The sequence below is a fragment of the Aeromonas media genome, assembly GCF_000819985.1.
Lineage (GTDB): Bacteria > Pseudomonadota > Gammaproteobacteria > Enterobacterales > Aeromonadaceae > Aeromonas > Aeromonas media.
In genome coordinates this window covers 1-14595 of record NZ_CDBZ01000100.1, presented here as the reverse complement: position 1 = coordinate 14595, position 14595 = coordinate 1, and the positions used below count along the sequence as shown (strand labels likewise).

Here is a 14595-nt window from a genome sequence, read left to right as displayed (position 1 = left end):
GCGTGAGCATAGCAAATCACCGACGGCTTGTCGCCGAGAGGTAGGATGAGTGCCTTTTCAGGATAGAAGGTGCGGGATTTTTGCGACAAGGTGAGGACAAATATCAGCAACGCCTTGCCTTGGCCACAGCACTGTATATACTGCCAGTGTGCTGTATAAAAAGACAGGTGCCTATGCTATGAAACCCCTTACCCCCCGCCAGGCTGAAGTGCTGGAGCTTATCAAGGCGAACATGAGCGAGACCGGCATGCCGCCGACTCGCGCCGAGATCGCCCAGAAGCTTGGCTTCAAGTCGGCCAATGCGGCCGAGGAACATCTGAAGGCCCTGGCCAAGAAAGGGGTCATCGAGATCATGCCCGGCACCTCCCGCGGCATCCGTCTGCTGCTCGAGGAAGAGGAGGCTGCGGCAGAAGAGAGCGGCCTGCCGCTCATCGGCAAGGTCGCGGCCGGTGAGCCCATCCTGGCCCAGGAGCATATCGAGAGCCACTATCAGGTGGATCCCGCCCTGTTCCACCCGCGGGCAGACTTCTTGCTGCGGGTGCAGGGCATGAGCATGAAGAACATCGGCATCATGGACGGGGATCTGCTGGCGGTGCACAAGACCCAGGAGGTGCGCAACGGCCAGGTGGTGGTGGCGCGTCTCGATGAAGACGTCACCGTCAAACGCTTCCAGCGCAAGGGCAGCCAGGTGTGGTTGCTGCCGGAAAACGAAGATCTCTCCCCCATCGAGGTGGATCTCTCCAGCCAGCATCTGACCATCGAAGGGCTGGCGGTCGGGGTGATCCGCAACGCCGACTGGATGTAGGCATCGAACATGCCAAGGGGCCTCCTGCGGGAGGCCTCTTCGTTTTTGCGCTTTTCCCCGCTCCCCTTTTCTCCCCGATCCCCGCCATTGCCACCGCCCAGATTCGCCGCAAACAGTACCGCCACGCATCATGCATTTCGGATATATCCTTTGAGAAGGCCCGCAGTGTCATGGCCGGATAACCGCCATGACCTTGAGTGTACTGCCAGGTCAGCATGGATCGCAGGGATGCATCACCGCTGAGTCGGTGCGGGGCAAGAAAGGGAGAGTCGTCAGGCAGTTGGACGACTCAATACAGTCAGTACGCGACGGTGTTCGGTCTGCCTCCTGATGGCGGGAACACTGGTCGGCGTGGCCTGTTGAGCAAGGAGGACAGGTATGGCTTCAAGCTCACCGTGGGATCCGGGTCCGGCTGCACCCCCCGTATCCTCCATCACCCGATTCATCAAGGGCAGTCGGATGACGTGGTTTTATGCGCTCTGGGTGTATCACAAGGGAGATGGCTGGACCATCTGGCTGGGGTGCCCCAAGGACAAGATTGTCCGCCTGGTTCGTCTGTTTCGCCGCCACCACGACATCGGTTTGCCAGATGCACCCTGGACGGCCCCGGTCATCCCGCTGCGCGCCACGATCCGGCGCCCCCAGGGGCTGCGCAGACTGCGACCCTGAGCCCGCTCCCCGAGCCGTGTGTGAGCCCCACCTGGCGTGGGGCTTTTCTTTATCTTGTGATTATCGGGAGATAGCACCTGTTTCGTCCCTGTAAGGCCCTTTCCGGCCCGGTATCCGGACTCGGGACTAGGCAGAAACGGGGCCGAGCGGGTTACAATAGCCCTTCATTGGCCCCGCCATTCGGCTGGTTGAGTTATCAAGGTTTTGTTTTATATGGTTAAACCACGTTTTTCCCTGCTGTTGTTGCTCTTCGTCGGCAGCATAATGGCGGCCTATTACTGGAGCCAACCCTCCCTGCCTGAGCAGGCGGATTATTATCCGGTAGGACGTGACATCAACCCCTTCACCCTCACGGATGGGGATGGGGAGCCCTTCACTGCCGCCAATCTGGCAGGGCACTGGACCTTCCTGTTCATCGGTTACACCTATTGTCCCGATGTCTGCCCGACCGCCCTGGCGGATCTGCGTTCCATCTACCCGGATCTCAAGAAGATCGAACCCAGCAGCCAGGTGGTCTTCATCTCGGCGGATCCCCAGCGGGATGACAGTGCCCGTCTCAAGAGCTATACCGCCTTCTTCCATCCGGAGTTCAAGGCGGCGACCGGTACCCACCGTGCCCTCTTCCCCCTGGTGCGCAACCTTGGTCTCGTCTATTCCATCGTGGAGAGCGAGCGCAAGGATTACCTCATAGACCACTCGGCCTCGATCGTGCTGATCAATCCCGAGGGGAAGCTGGTGGCCATGTTCCGCCCCAAGGTCGCCCCGGGTGAAGTGGCCCATGTGGATATGCAGACCATGGTCTCCGACTTCGCCCGCATAGTGCGACTGGCCGCCGAGTGATTTGCCAGTCTCGATCGTGCTTGGCTTGATGCCGTTCTGGCTCAGGGATCCTCGCCGCCACCGGGCCGTGTTTGCCCTGGCCCTGCCCATGGTGTTCTCCAACGTCACCACCCCCTTGCTCGGCCTGGTGGATACCTGGGTGATCGGTCATCTCGGGCAGGCCTGGTTTCTCGGAGGTGTCTCGGTCGGGGCAACCCTCATCAACCTCCTGTTCTGGCTGCTCGGTTTCCTGCGTATGTCCACCACTGGCCTGACTGCCCAGGCCCAGGGCGCCGCCAGCGCCGAGGGACAGCTGGACACCCTGGCACGGGCGCTCGGTCTCGCCGTCGGGCTGGGACTGGCCTTGCTGTTGCTGGTGCTGCCTTTCTTGCCAGCCATCATAGGGCTCAGCGGAGGATCCCCCGAGGTGCAGGTCTATGCCGGAGACTATGTCTCGGTGCGGATCTGGAGCGCCCCGGCGGCCTTGTGCAACCTGGTCATCATGGGCTGGCTGCTGGGCATGCAGGATGCGCGCAGCCCCATGCTGCTGCTGATCTTGAGCAACCTGGTCAACATGGTGCTGGACGCCTGGTTCGTGCTGGGGCTCGGCTGGCAGGTCAGGGGGGTGGCTGCCGCCTCCCTGCTGGCGGACTACTGCTCGCTCGGGGTGGGGCTCTGGCTGGTGAGCCGCCGCCTGCGCCATCTCCCGGCCGAGGTGTGGCAGAGCGCCTGGCCGCGCTGGTGGCAATGGCCCGCGGTGCGGCGGCTGCTCGGCCTGAATCGGGACATCTTCATCCGCTCCCTCTGCCTGCAGCTCTGTTTCGCCTTCATGACCTTGCAGGGGGCCAGGTTGGGGGACGTGGCAGTAGCCGCCAATGCGGTGTTGCTCAACTTCCTGATGCTGATCTCCTACGGGCTGGATGGCTTCGCCTACGCGGTGGAAGCCATGGTGGGGCGCGCCATAGGACGGCGGGACAGGCAGGGGCTGCGTGAGGCCATAGTCCTCAACCTGGGTTGGGCCTTGCTGATCGCGATCGCGTTTGCTCTGGGGTTTGCCCTGGGGGGGCGGCTGCTCATCGCCCATATCACCGACATCCCTGCGGTGATCGCCGAGGCGAACCGCCAACTGCCCTGGCTCATCGCCATGCCCTTGCTGGCGGTCTGGTGCTTCCTGCTGGATGGGGTCTTCATCGGGGCCACCCGGGCTCGCGAGATGCGCAACAGCATGCTGGTGGCGGTGTTTGCCGGCTTCTTCCCGATCTGGTGGCTGTGCCAGGAATGGGGCGTGGCGACCTTGTGGGCCGCCATGGCGGCGCTGATGACAGGGCGGGGCCTAACTCTGGGTTGGCTATGCTGGCAACTGGAACGTGACGGCCGCCTGCTGGGTCAAGGTCGGGAACCCGCCTGACGGGGTCTCATGGTCGGTGCCGTCTCTGAGGGGCACCGCGCCAGCAAAGGCTAGAGGGAGCCCTCATAGCCAAACTGGCGCCAGCTCTCGTAGACGAAAACCGCGACCGCATTGGCCAGATTCATGCTGCGACTCTGAGGCAGCATGGGAATGCGCAGCCGCTGCTCGAACGGCAGGCTCTCGATGATCTCCGCCGGTAATCCGCGGCTCTCCGGCCCGAACAGCAGGGTATCCCCAGGGGCAAACTGCGCCGCCGAGTGAGCGGTGCGTCCCTTGGTGGTGCAGGCGAATACTCGCTTGGGGGCCACGGCCGCGAGAAAGGCCTCATAGCTCGGCCAGCGCTTCACCTCGGCAAACTCGTGATAGTCGAGTCCCGCCCGCTTCACCCGCTTGTCATCCCAGGCGAAACCCAGGGGCTCTATCAGGTGCAGCCGATAGCCGGTGTTGGCACAGAGGCGGATGATGTTGCCGGTGTTGGGCGGGATTTCCGGTTGGTAGAGCACGATGTCGAGCATGACGGGATCCTGATGCGGGGCTGGGGTGGTGCGAAACGGGCGCCAGCATACCCAGCGCCCATGCCGATGAAAAGGGGTGGCTCACACCATGGGCAGGCGGATGGTGATGACGAGCCCGGTCGGGTGATTGTTGCTGGCCTTGATGGTGCCGCCATGGCGCTGGATCGCCTCGGCGGCGATGGCGAGACCGAGGCCGGTGCCGCCGGTTTTGGCGTTGCGGGCATCGTCGACCCGGAAGAAGGGCAGGAACAACATGGGTTGCTGCTCCACCGGCACGCCGGGGCCGTCATCCCGTATGGTCATCACCCACTCCCGTCCCTCCCGATACCAGTCCACCTTGATGAACTCGCGGGCATACTTGAGCGCATTGCGCAGCGGGTTCTCCAGGGCTCTCGCCAGCAGTTCCGGCCACATCCTGAGGGTCTCGGTCGGTAGCGGTGGCAGCCTGAGTTGCTTGCCGTTCTGATTGGCCTCGAACATGGCGTCGTCCAGGATGGGCTCCAGCAGCTCCGCCAGCGGCAGTTCCACCGGGGCTTCCACATGCTGCTGAACCCGCGACAGATCCAGCAGGTCCCCGATCAGCTTGTCGAGCCGGGCGATTTCGCTTTCGATCCGGGCCAGCTCCGAGCTGTCCCCCTGCTTGCGGCGGATCAAGGCCTGCGCCAGCTGAATGCGGGTGAGGGGGCTGCGTAGCTCGTGGGATATGTCGGACAGCAACTGTTTCTGCTTCTGGATCATGCGCTTGAGGGTATCCACCATGTGGCTGACATGATCCGCCAGCTGACCTATCTCGTCCCGCCGCCCCAGGTTGGGGATCCGTGTCTCCAGCTTGCCCAGCGCCAGCTGGGAGACCGACTGCTGCAGCTGCAGTATGGGGCGGGTCAGCCGCCAGGCCAGCAGCAGACAGAGCGGGGTGCTGACCAGCATGGCGATGCCCAGGATCTGGATGGGGTGATCCAGGATCTGGATAAACAGGAACAGATAGGAGTTCTCGACGTTAAGCCCGAAGTAGACGTGATAGGTCTGGCCGTGGTGCTGCATCTGGAAGGGGCCGGCGATGGCCCGCTGGTGTTCGCTACCCAGCATGGGCCTGGCCGGGTCGTCGGCGTCCAGCATGAAGCGGATGACGAACTTGCTCAACTGGGTGGTGGATTGCATCTGGCCCTTGGCATCACGCAGGTAGACGTTGTCCACCGGCAAGAGACCTGCCACCGTGATGGCCTGTTGCAGATCGAAGTCCTGGTTCGGGTCGGCTCCGGCCTGCAACGCCCGCAGGTTGTTGTTCATCCTGGCCATCTCGTGCTCGGGCAGGGGGATGGTATTGCGGGGATCCAGGGTGGGCAGTATCACCACGGCGGCCAGCACGAGCAGCAGCATGAACCAGAACCAGAGGAAGATCTGGGTGGAGAGGCCATTGAAGGTGCGGGCCGTTCTCATGCCTGCTCCAGCCAGAGGTAGCCTCGCCCGCGTACCGTCTTGAAGCGGGGCTGACCGTCTGCTCGTTCGGGCAGCTTCTTGCGCAGGTTGCTCAGGTGCATGTCGATGGCCCGATCGAAGGGTTCGAGCTTTTTGCCAAGCACCTGTTCGGACAACAGGTTCTTGCTGACGATCTGACCCGGGCTGCGCAGCAGGCACTCCAGCAGGCCGAACTCGGTGGCGGTGAGCTCCAGCAGTTGATCGTCGCAGCGGGCTCGCTGCAGGCCGGGTTGCAGCAACAGATCCATGAAGCGCAGCTCATCGGACGCGCCGCGCTGGGGTGAGGGATGCTGGGTGCGGCGCAAGATGGCGCGCACTCGCGCCAGCAGCTCCCTGTCATCGAAGGGTTTGGCCAGATAGTCATCTGCGCCCGCTTCGAGCCCGTTGACCCTGTCCTGGCTGTCGCCACGGGCAGTCAGCATCAACACCGGGGTGTCGTGGGTCTTGCGCAGCCTGGTCAGCATGGCGAACCCGTTGAGTCTGGGCATCATGACGTCCAGCAGCACCAGATCGAATGCCTGCTCTGCCAGCCGCAGCAGTCCTTCTTCTCCATCCTCGGCGACGGTGACCTCAAATCCTTCCAGGGTCAGGATTTCGGTGAGCAGCTGGGTCAGCTCGAGATCGTCGTCGACCAGGAGTATTTTGTTCATTCGGGGTCACTCCGTTGATTTTGCGCGCCAAACTGACGTTCGGGTCAGGGTATAATAAGTTTTTACGCGTCAGAGGAAAGCCGGTTTTGAGCCATCAACATTATTCCCGCTGGGTCACCCTCGCCAGCACGGCGGCGGTCGTCACCGCCACCCTGCTGATCCTGGGCAAGCTGATCGCCTGGTTGATGACGGACTCTTCCAGCCTGCTGGCGTCCCTCACCGACTCCTTCATGGATGTGAGTGCCTCCATCATCAACCTGCTGGCCATTCGTTACGCGCTGGTGCCAGCCGATGAGGAGCACCGCTTCGGCCACGGCAAGGCGGAGTCCCTTGCGGGTCTGATCCAGTCGGCCTTCATCTCGGGCTCTGCCCTGCTGCTGATGATGCACGGCATCTCGTCGATGCTGAATCAGGTCCCCGTGGTGCGGCTGGAGGCGGGGATCTGGGTCAGTGCCGGCTCCATCCTGCTGACCCTGCTGCTGGTCAGCTTCCAGAGTCTGGTCATTCGCAAGACCAACAGCGTGGCCATCAAGGCCGACATGCTGCACTACCGCTCGGACTTGCTGCTCAATGCCGGCGTGCTGCTGGCGCTGGTGCTGGCGGGGCAGGGGTGGCACTGGGCCGATGGCCTGTTCGCCATCCTGATTGGTCTGTTCCTGGTGTGGGGGGCCGCCCATATTGGCTACGAATCCGTACAGGCCCTGCTCGATCGTCAGTTGCCAGAGGAAGAACAAGCGAGAATAATGGCGCTCTGCTGTGCCGTAGAGGGGGTGCATGGCGTACATGATCTGCGTACCCGCCAATCCGGGCCAACCCGCTTCGTGCAGTTACATCTGGAGCTCGACGATCAGCTCCCCCTGGTCCAGGCCCATCAGATAGCCGACGAGGCTGAACTGGCGGTTCGCCAGTCCTTCGAGCGGATGGAGGTGATCATTCATATGGACCCCATCTCGGTGCTGACAAAAGAACAACAAGGCACTCACCCTGAACAACAGTAGGCTGCAACATGGATGATCTGGTTGCCCAAACGTGGCAAAAAATTCAGCAGGAAGCGCAGAGCATGGCGGCCCAGGAGCCCATGCTGGCCAGCTTCTTTCACTCCACCATTCTCAATCACGGTGATCTGCGCTCGGCTCTGAGTTTTCAGCTCGCCAACAAGCTCGACAGCACCACCATGCCAGCCATCGCTCTGCGCGAGGTGATTGAACTGGCCCTGCGCAGCGAACCCGAGCTGCTGGCCGCAGTGGCAGCCGACATCTGCGCCGTGCAGGACCGGGATCCCGCCGTCGACCTCTTCTCGACGCCGCTGCTCTACCTCAAGGGGTTCCATGCCCTCCAGGGCTACCGGGTCGCCAACTGGCTGTGGCGTCAGGGGCGCCGCTCGCTGGCGCTCTACCTGCAAAACCAGATCTCCGTGGTGTTCGGGGTCGACGTGCACCCGGCCGCGCGGATCGGCAAGGGCATCATGTTTGACCACGCCACCGGCATAGTGGTCGGTGAGACCGCAGTGATCGAGAACGACGTCTCCATCCTGCAGAGCGTGACCCTGGGGGGCACCGGCAAGGAGAGCGGTGACCGCCATCCCAAGATCCGCGAAGGGGTGATGATAGGGGCGGGTGCCAAGGTGCTCGGCAACATCGAAGTGGGGGTCGGCGCCAAGATAGGAGCCGGCAGTGTGGTGATCAACCCCGTGCCGCCCCACACCACGGTCGCCGGTGTGCCTGCCAAGATCGTGGGTCGGCCCGAGTGCGATAAACCCTCCCTGGATATGGATCAGTGTCTCTGATCCCCTGACCGAGGCCGCTGTATGGTCAAGCGCTGGTCAGGCTATCTGATCCTGGGGATGTGGCTGCTCAACCTGCTGCACCTCTATCTGGGATTCTCCCCCTGGCCAGCCGCCGTCGCGGCCTGGGCCGCCTCCCTGCTCACCTGGCCCTGGCTGGTGGGAGCCGCCCGTCGTCAGGCGCTGGCGCTCTATGGGGCGGCACTGCTGCTGCTGATCTTCTCCTGGTGGCACGGCGCCAGCCTCAGCCCCGGGGACTGGCTGCTGCCCAACATCAACATGCTCACCATGTTTGCCGCCGTCAGTACCCTCAACCTCGCCACCTCGGGTCTGCTGACCGGCACCGCCTCCTGGTCCGGTCGCAAGGGGCTGTGGAGCACCATGGCCAGCCTCAATCTGCTCGGTGCCGTCATCAACCTCTCGGTGCTCTTCATCATCGGTGATCGGCTGGAGCGCAACGGTACCCTGGAGCGGCGCCAGGTCATGGTGCTGAGCCGGATCTTCTGTGCCGCGGCCTTCTGGTCCCCCTTCTTCGTCGCCATGGCGGTGGCCCTCACCTATGCACCGGGTCTGCAACTGGGCAGCATATTGCCTTTTGGCATACTGGCGGCCTTGCTGGCCATGGGGCTGACGGCCTGGCAGGTAGAGCGACTCGGCGTGGAGACCTTTGAAGGTTATCCGCTGCGGCTGCAGACCCTGGGGTTGCCGGTGACCCTGGCGCTGCTGGTGCTGCTGATCCACCGGATCTGGCCCGGGCTCAGCATCCTGGCAGTGATCGCGCTGGTGGCCCCCTTGCTGGCGCTGCTCTTCATGCCAAGTCAGGGGCGCGGGGCGGCCCTCAAGCGGCAGGTGGTGGAGCGTTTCCCCGCCATCGGCGGCCAGCTGGTGCTGTTTCTCGGGGCAGGTCTGCTGGCTGCCGGCATCAACAGCGCCCTCTCTGTCATCGACTTCGGTGCGGGTCACGGCCTGCCGCTGTTCAACCACTTCGGCTGGCTTGAGGCATCCCTCACCCTGCTGCTCATCTTTCTGGTCGCCATCATAGGCGTGCACCCCCTCATTAGCATCTCGGGGGTGGCCCCCTTGCTGTGGCCGCTGTCACCGGATCCCAGCCTGCTCGGCATGTGCTTCCTGCTGGGGTGGGGGCTCGCCACCGGCACCAGCCCGCTCTCCGGCTCCAACCTGGCGCTGGCCTCCCGCTACAACCTGAGCGCAGGTTTGCTGTTGCGCTGGAACCTGCTCTACGGGCTGCTGATGTATGGGGTGGCCTGTCTGTTGATGGGGGGCTTCATCGCCCTGCACGGCTGATGCCGGCGGTGGGAGAGGAGGCGGTTCGCAGGGGGGGGGGCGTGACGACGTGGCGAGCGTCCCGGATCGCGGTTCCTGCCGCCTGCGAGAAAAACCGACGCATATTTAAGCAATACCGGCACGGAGGGCGCATTTTGCAACGCGCTGGCTTGTTTGTGCCGAGCGCATCAGGGTATGCTGGCTTCACGCGCTTGAATCGCCCCCTGTGGGGCATCGCAATTGAACATACAGGTATGCATATGTCACTAGAAGTCCTTGAGCAACTCGAATCCAAAGTACAATCCGCCGTCGACAACATCTCTCTGCTGAAAATGGAGCTGGACGAGCTGAAAGAGCAGAACAACAAGCTGCAAGACGAGAACCATCAGCTGCGCAACGAACACGTTGCCTGGCAGGAACGTCTGCGCGCCCTGCTGGGCAAGATGGACCAGATGGGCGATGCCATCTGATCCCGTCTTGACTGACTGGAATGAAAGCGGGCCGCTCCTTGAGCGGCCCGCTTGTTTTGGCAGGGGAGGGATCACAGGGCCAGCAACTGCCTGACCGTCTTCTCGATGCCGTCGGCGGCCTCGACGATGTTCTGCGCCAGCATGTAGGCCGGAGTCGAGATCACCTTGCGTTCCTGATCCACCACGAACTCGCTGACCGGGCAGTTGAGATGGCTGCCCCCCATGGCCTCGATGGCATTGGCGGCGCCCTCGTCATGGCCTATGGTGGCCAGGGTACCGGCGCCATAGATGAGGGGTATCATGGCCGGCGCTATGCAGATATAGGCTGCCGGCTTGCGGGCTTCGGCAAAGCTCTGGCACGCTTTCAGCACGTCCGGCTGGATGTGGCACTCCGCTCCCTTGATGGCGAAGTCGCACAGATTCTTGGCGGCGCCAAAGCCGCCGGGCACCAGCAGGGCATCGAAATCGGCCGCGTCCAGCTCGGCCACATTCCTGATCTGGCCGCGGCAGATGCGGGCAGCCTCGACCAGGACGTTGCGGCTCTCCCCCTCGCTCACCTCGCCGGTCAGGTGGTTGATGACGTGCAGTTGAGGCACGTCGGGCGCGAAGCACTGGACGGTGGCGCCCTGACGGGCCAGTGCCAGCAGGCTGATGACGGCTTCATGGATCTCGGCGCCATCAAACACGCCACAGCCACTCAAGATCACGGCCACTTTTTTCATGGCAGACTCCTCGTTGTTGAAAATGTGAGCCAAGGTAGATTGTTGTACTTTTGTATGGTTATCGTTCGGCCTCCACTGGTCAAGTCATCTTGCTGTGCTAGGATTGTTTCGTTTTGGATCCTGCCTCGTTGACCCCCTTGAATTTTTTTCCACATTGATCGAGATCATGATGAAGGCATCATGGTTTGTTTTTACGATCTCAACATGCTGTTTTATATGCTGTTTTTGTTTTTAATTCACAGCTTTGTCACCCTGGCGCAGCCATGAGCCCATTTTTGAGCACAGAGTTATCCACAGGCAGTGGGGCCGTTCGTGGCACGTATGAGAGGGGGTCAGCCCCTTGGTGTGCTGCGGGCCCTGTGGCATCCTAGCGACTGTTTATTCCTGGCAGGACGATTTCATGGCCCCTAGCAATCCCCTTATCTTGGTCGACGGCTCTTCATATCTTTACCGCGCCTTCTTCGCCTCCCAGCAGGCCGATCTGCGCACATCGACCGGTTTGCCAAGCGGCGCCGTCCGGGTGATGGCCAACATGATGCGCAGCCTGCGCAAGCAATACCCTGACTGTCATGTGGCCGTGGTGTTCGACGCCAAGGGCAAGACCTTCCGTGACGACATCTACCCCGAGTACAAGGCGACCCGCGCCAGCATGCCGGACGATCTGCGTAGCCAGGTTGCCCCCATTCACCAGATGATCAAGGCGATGGGCTTCCCCTTCCTGATGGTCGAAGGAGTCGAGGCCGACGACGTGATCGGCACGCTCGCCCGCCAGGCGACCGAGAAGCAACTGCCCGTGCTCATCAGCACAGGCGACAAGGACATGGCGCAGCTGGTCTCCGACCATGTCACCCTGATCGACACCATGAAAGATGTGAAGACCGATCGGGAAGGGGTGATCGAGAAGTTCGGCGTGCCCCCCGAGCTCATCATCGACTACCTGGCCCTGATGGGGGACAAGGTGGACAACATTCCCGGCATGGCAGGGGTGGGTGAGAAGACGGCCCAGGCGCTGTTGCAGGGGATAGGCAGCATCGATCAGATCGCCGCCAACCTCGACAAGGTCGCCGCCCTCGGCTTCCGTGGCTCCAAGACGTTTGCCGACAAATTCCGCGAGCAGGAGGATCAGGTTCGCCTCTCCTACCAGCTGGCGACCATCAAGACCGATGTCGAGCTGGAGCAGAGCCTCGAAGAGCTGTTGCTGGGCCCGATCGACAAGGAGTCCCTGCTGGCGGTCTACCGGGAGTACGAGCTGCGCAACCTGATCAAGGAGCTGGAGTCCGGTGGCGAAGAGAGCGCCGGGCAGGAAGGAGCAGCTGATGACGCTGCTGCCCCCGCTGCCGCCATCGAGACCGACTACAGCTGCATTCTGGAGGAGGCCGAGTTCGACGGCTGGCTGGCACAGTTGCAGGCGGCACCACTGTTTGCCTTCGACACCGAAACTACCAGTCTCGACTACATGGAGGCGCGAGTGGTCGGCGTGTCGTTCGCCATCGAACCGGGCAAGGCGGCCTATGTTCCCTTCGGCCACGACTATCTGGGGGCGCCAACCCAGCTGACCGAACAGCAGGTGCTGGGCAAGCTCAAGCCGCTGCTGGAAGATCCGGCCCGCCTCAAGGTGGGGCAGAACCTCAAGTACGATCGCAACGTGCTGCAGAACCACGGCATTGATCTGCAGGGCATCGCCTTCGACACCATGCTCGAATCCTATGTACTCAACTCCACCGCCAGCCGCCACGACATGGACTCCCTGGCCAGCAAGTACCTCGGGGTCGAGACCATCTCCTTCGAGGATATCGCCGGCAAGGGGGCCAAGCAGCTCACCTTCAACCAGATCGAACTGGAGCAGGCCGCGCCCTATGCGGCGGAAGATGCCGACATCACCCTGCGTTTGCACCAGACTCTGTGGGGCGAGTTGAGCAAACTGCCTGAGCTTGCCAAGGTATTCACAGAGATCGAACTGCCCCTGCTGCCGGTGCTGGCACGGATGGAACTGCTCGGCACCACTATAGATCCCAAGTTGCTGCACCAGCAGAGCCAGGAGATCGAAGTACGTCTGGCGGAGCTGGAGCGGCAGGCCCACGAATTGGCCGGGCAGGAGTTCAACCTCTCCTCACCCAAGCAGCTCGGCGAGATCCTGTTCGTCAAGCTGGGGCTGCCGATCCTCAAGAAGACCCCCAAGGGCGCCCCGTCCACCGCCGAAGAGGTGCTGGCGGAATTGGCGGAGACCTACGATCTGCCGCGCCTCCTGATGGAGCACCGTGGCCTGGCCAAGCTCAAGTCCACCTATACCGACAAGCTGCCGCTGATGATCAAGCCCCAGACCGGACGGGTACATACCTCCTACCATCAGGCAGTGGCAGCGACCGGCCGGCTCTCCTCGACCGATCCCAACCTGCAGAACATTCCAGTGCGCAACGAGCAGGGGCGCAGGATCCGGCAGGCCTTCATCCCGAGCGCCGGCTACAAGCTGGTGGCGGCGGATTACTCCCAGATCGAGCTGCGCATCATGGCGCACCTCTCCGGTGACCAAGGCTTGCTGACCGCCTTTGCCGAGGGCAAGGACATCCACAAGGCGACTGCCGCCGAGGTGTTCGGTGTGGCGCTCGAGGCGGTGACCACCGACATGCGCCGTAGCGCCAAGGCGATCAACTTCGGCCTCATCTATGGCATGAGTGCCTTCGGTCTGGCCAAGCAGCTGGGGATCGGCCGTGCCGAGGCGCAGAAGTACATGGATCTCTACTTCGAACGCTACCCAGGCGTGCTGGAGTACATGGAGCGCACCCGCCAGCAGGCGGAAGCCCAGGGCTATGTCGAGACCCTGTTCGGTCGTCGCCTCTATCTGCCGGACATCAAGTCCCGCAATGCCGGTCTGCGCAAGGCGGCGGAGCGGGCGGCGATCAACGCCCCTATGCAGGGCACGGCCGCCGACATCATCAAGCGCGCCATGATCGCCGTCGATGGCTGGATCCGGGGCATTACCGATGGCTCCATCCACATGTTGATGCAGGTTCACGATGAACTGGTGTTCGAGATCCGCGAGGAGAAGCTGGAGGAGTACATAGCGCTCATCAAGGAGAAGATGTCGGCGGCGGCCGAGCTGCACGTGCCGCTGGTGGTGGAAGCCGGGACTGGCGACAACTGGGATCAGGCCCACTGATCCTGACCACAGCGATTGGCTAGCTATATAAGCAGAGAAGCCCGGCGCATGCCGGGCTTCTTGTTTTCGTTCTCTGTCTGCCTCAAGCCTCTTGCAGATACTCATCCTTGAGCAGGACATAGTTGTCGGCCGAGGTCTTTAGAAAGGCAATCTCTGCCGGCTTGAGCGGCCGCGCCTGCTTGGCCGGGTTTCCCATATAGAGGAAGCCGGATGCGAGCCGCTTGCCCGGTGGCACCAGAGAGCCGGCACCTATCATCACATCATCCTCGACGACCACCCCATCCAGCAGTATGGCCCCCATGCCGACCAGTACCCGGTTGCCTATGGTGCAACCGTGCAGCATGGCCTTGTGGCCCACGGTGACGTCTTCCCCGATCAGAAGGGGGTAACCATCGGGATTCGCGGCGCTCCTGCGGCTAAGGTGCAGAACGGTGCCGTCCTGCACATTGCTGCGGGCGCCGATACGGATATGGTTCACATCCCCCCGTGCCGCTACCAGGGGCCAGATGCTGGCATCATCGCCGAGCACTATGTCTCCCACCAGGGTGGCGCAGGGGTCCACATATACCCGTTTGCCCAGTTGTGGGCGTTTTCCTTTATAGGATCTCAGTCGCAAGTCCATCTCGGCCTCCTCAATTTTCTGGCCATTCTAGCAATCCCGGGCCTGCTTCTGTGGATAAGTTTGTACAAAAGCTGTGCTTTGTTATGAATAACTAAAAAACTGCCATTTTTTGCAATTTTATTGCTTTGAGGGGCTTGCCAGAAAGTTTCAGCTCCCTATAATGCGCCTCCATCGACAGGGCAAGCGGCAACGCAGACAACCTCGTCGATAACCTC

14 protein-coding genes are annotated in these 14595 nt (G+C 62.2%); 9 read left to right on the top strand and 5 right to left on the bottom strand.

Annotation, left to right across the window (positions count from 1 at the left end; all coding sequences use genetic code 11):
• The first annotated feature begins 178 nt into the window (after positions 1–178).
• From lexA to BN1127_RS08725, 4 genes are all read left to right on the top strand, one after another.
• Complete coding sequence (lexA, locus tag BN1127_RS08740) at positions 179–805, top strand: transcriptional repressor LexA (protein WP_005331106.1); 627 nt, start codon at positions 179–181, stop codon at positions 803–805.
• A gap of 459 nt (positions 806–1264) precedes the next feature.
• Positions 1265–1474, top strand: coding sequence for a hypothetical protein (locus BN1127_RS08735; RefSeq protein WP_005331107.1), 210 nt, complete (start codon positions 1265–1267; stop codon positions 1472–1474).
• Positions 1475–1687: 213 nt separating this feature from the next.
• Entirely contained in the window at positions 1688–2314 is a 627-nt protein-coding gene (locus BN1127_RS08730) for an SCO family protein (RefSeq protein WP_005331108.1), read from the top strand.
• Positions 2315–2342: 28 nt separating this feature from the next.
• Positions 2343–3701: an MATE family efflux transporter gene (locus BN1127_RS08725; protein WP_005331109.1), complete on the top strand. Its 1359-nt coding sequence runs from the start codon at positions 2343–2345 to the stop codon at positions 3699–3701.
• Positions 3702–3751: 50 nt separating this feature from the next.
• On the opposite strand, the gene trmL is transcribed toward BN1127_RS08725, so the two are convergent.
• The 3 genes from trmL to BN1127_RS08710 form a co-directional block, all read right to left on the bottom strand.
• Positions 3752–4216 (bottom strand): tRNA (uridine(34)/cytosine(34)/5-carboxymethylaminomethyluridine(34)-2'-O)-methyltransferase TrmL, encoded by a 465-nt coding sequence (trmL, locus tag BN1127_RS08720; RefSeq protein WP_005331110.1) that lies wholly within the window; start codon positions 4214–4216, stop codon positions 3752–3754.
• Between the two features lie 81 nt (positions 4217–4297).
• Complete coding sequence (locus tag BN1127_RS08715) at positions 4298–5653, bottom strand: ATP-binding protein (RefSeq protein WP_005331111.1); 1356 nt, start codon at positions 5651–5653, stop codon at positions 4298–4300.
• Entirely contained in the window at positions 5650–6342 is a 693-nt protein-coding gene (locus tag BN1127_RS08710; RefSeq protein ID WP_005331112.1) for a response regulator, read from the bottom strand. Before BN1127_RS08710 ends, BN1127_RS08715 begins: the two co-directional genes overlap by 4 nt.
• An 86-nt stretch (positions 6343–6428) precedes the next feature.
• Between BN1127_RS08710 and fieF the strand changes: the two genes are divergently transcribed.
• The 4 genes from fieF to BN1127_RS22395 all read left to right on the top strand — a co-directional run bounded on the left by fieF (position 6429) and on the right by BN1127_RS22395 (position 9879).
• Complete coding sequence (gene fieF / locus BN1127_RS08705; protein WP_005331113.1) at positions 6429–7340, top strand: cation efflux pump FieF; 912 nt, start codon at positions 6429–6431, stop codon at positions 7338–7340.
• Positions 7341–7348: 8 nt separating this feature from the next.
• Positions 7349–8128 carry a serine O-acetyltransferase gene (gene cysE, locus BN1127_RS08700; protein WP_005331115.1) on the top strand — a complete coding sequence of 260 codons (780 nt, stop codon included), beginning with the start codon at positions 7349–7351 and terminating at the stop codon, positions 8126–8128.
• 21 nt (positions 8129–8149) lie between these two features.
• A complete protein-coding gene (locus BN1127_RS08695) occupies positions 8150–9430 on the top strand; it encodes a hypothetical protein (protein WP_005331116.1) in 1281 nt (426 codons plus the stop codon).
• Between the two features lie 239 nt (positions 9431–9669).
• Positions 9670–9879, top strand: coding sequence for a cell division protein ZapB (locus BN1127_RS22395; protein ID WP_025325277.1), 210 nt, complete (start codon positions 9670–9672; stop codon positions 9877–9879).
• A 71-nt stretch (positions 9880–9950) separates the two neighbouring features.
• Here the strand turns inward: BN1127_RS22395 and elbB are convergent, their stop codons facing one another.
• Positions 9951–10601 (bottom strand): isoprenoid biosynthesis glyoxalase ElbB, encoded by a 651-nt coding sequence (gene elbB / locus BN1127_RS08685; RefSeq protein ID WP_041206724.1) that lies wholly within the window; start codon positions 10599–10601, stop codon positions 9951–9953.
• Between the two features lie 400 nt (positions 10602–11001).
• Here elbB and polA point away from each other — a divergent pair, with 400 nt between their 5' ends.
• A complete protein-coding gene (polA, locus tag BN1127_RS08680; RefSeq protein ID WP_005331119.1) occupies positions 11002–13758 on the top strand; it encodes a DNA polymerase I in 2757 nt (918 codons plus the stop codon).
• 82 nt (positions 13759–13840) lie between these two features.
• Here polA and BN1127_RS08675 read toward each other — a convergent pair whose 3' ends face one another.
• Entirely contained in the window at positions 13841–14380 is a 540-nt protein-coding gene (locus BN1127_RS08675; protein WP_041206725.1) for a gamma carbonic anhydrase family protein, read from the bottom strand.
• Positions 14381–14595: the final 215 nt, after the last annotated feature.